The sequence below is a fragment of the Rugamonas fusca genome, from assembly GCF_014042365.1.
GTDB lineage: Bacteria > Pseudomonadota > Gammaproteobacteria > Burkholderiales > Burkholderiaceae_D > Rugamonas > Rugamonas fusca.
In genome coordinates this window covers 1-245 of sequence record NZ_JACEZS010000118.1, presented here as the reverse complement: position 1 = coordinate 245, position 245 = coordinate 1, and the positions used below count along the sequence as shown (strand labels likewise).

General features: G+C 54.3%; 1 rRNA gene. It reads left to right on the top strand.

Annotation, left to right across the window (positions count from 1 at the left end):
* Positions 1-219 (top strand): 16S ribosomal RNA (locus tag H3H36_RS26560); the annotation flags it as partial.
* Positions 220-245: the final 26 nt, after the last annotated feature.

Here is a 245-nt window from a genome sequence, read left to right as displayed (position 1 = left end):
ACTGCATGAAGTTGGAATCGCTAGTAATCGCGGATCAGCATGTCGCGGTGAATACGTTCCCGGGTCTTGTACACACCGCCCGTCACACCATGGGAGCGGGTTTTACCAGAAGTAGGTAGCTTAACCGCAAGGAGGGCGCTTACCACGGTAGGATTCGTGACTGGGGTGAAGTCGTAACAAGGTAGCCGTATCGGAAGGTGCGGCTGGATCACCTCCTTTCTAGAGTCGCACTGATCTTCGGATCA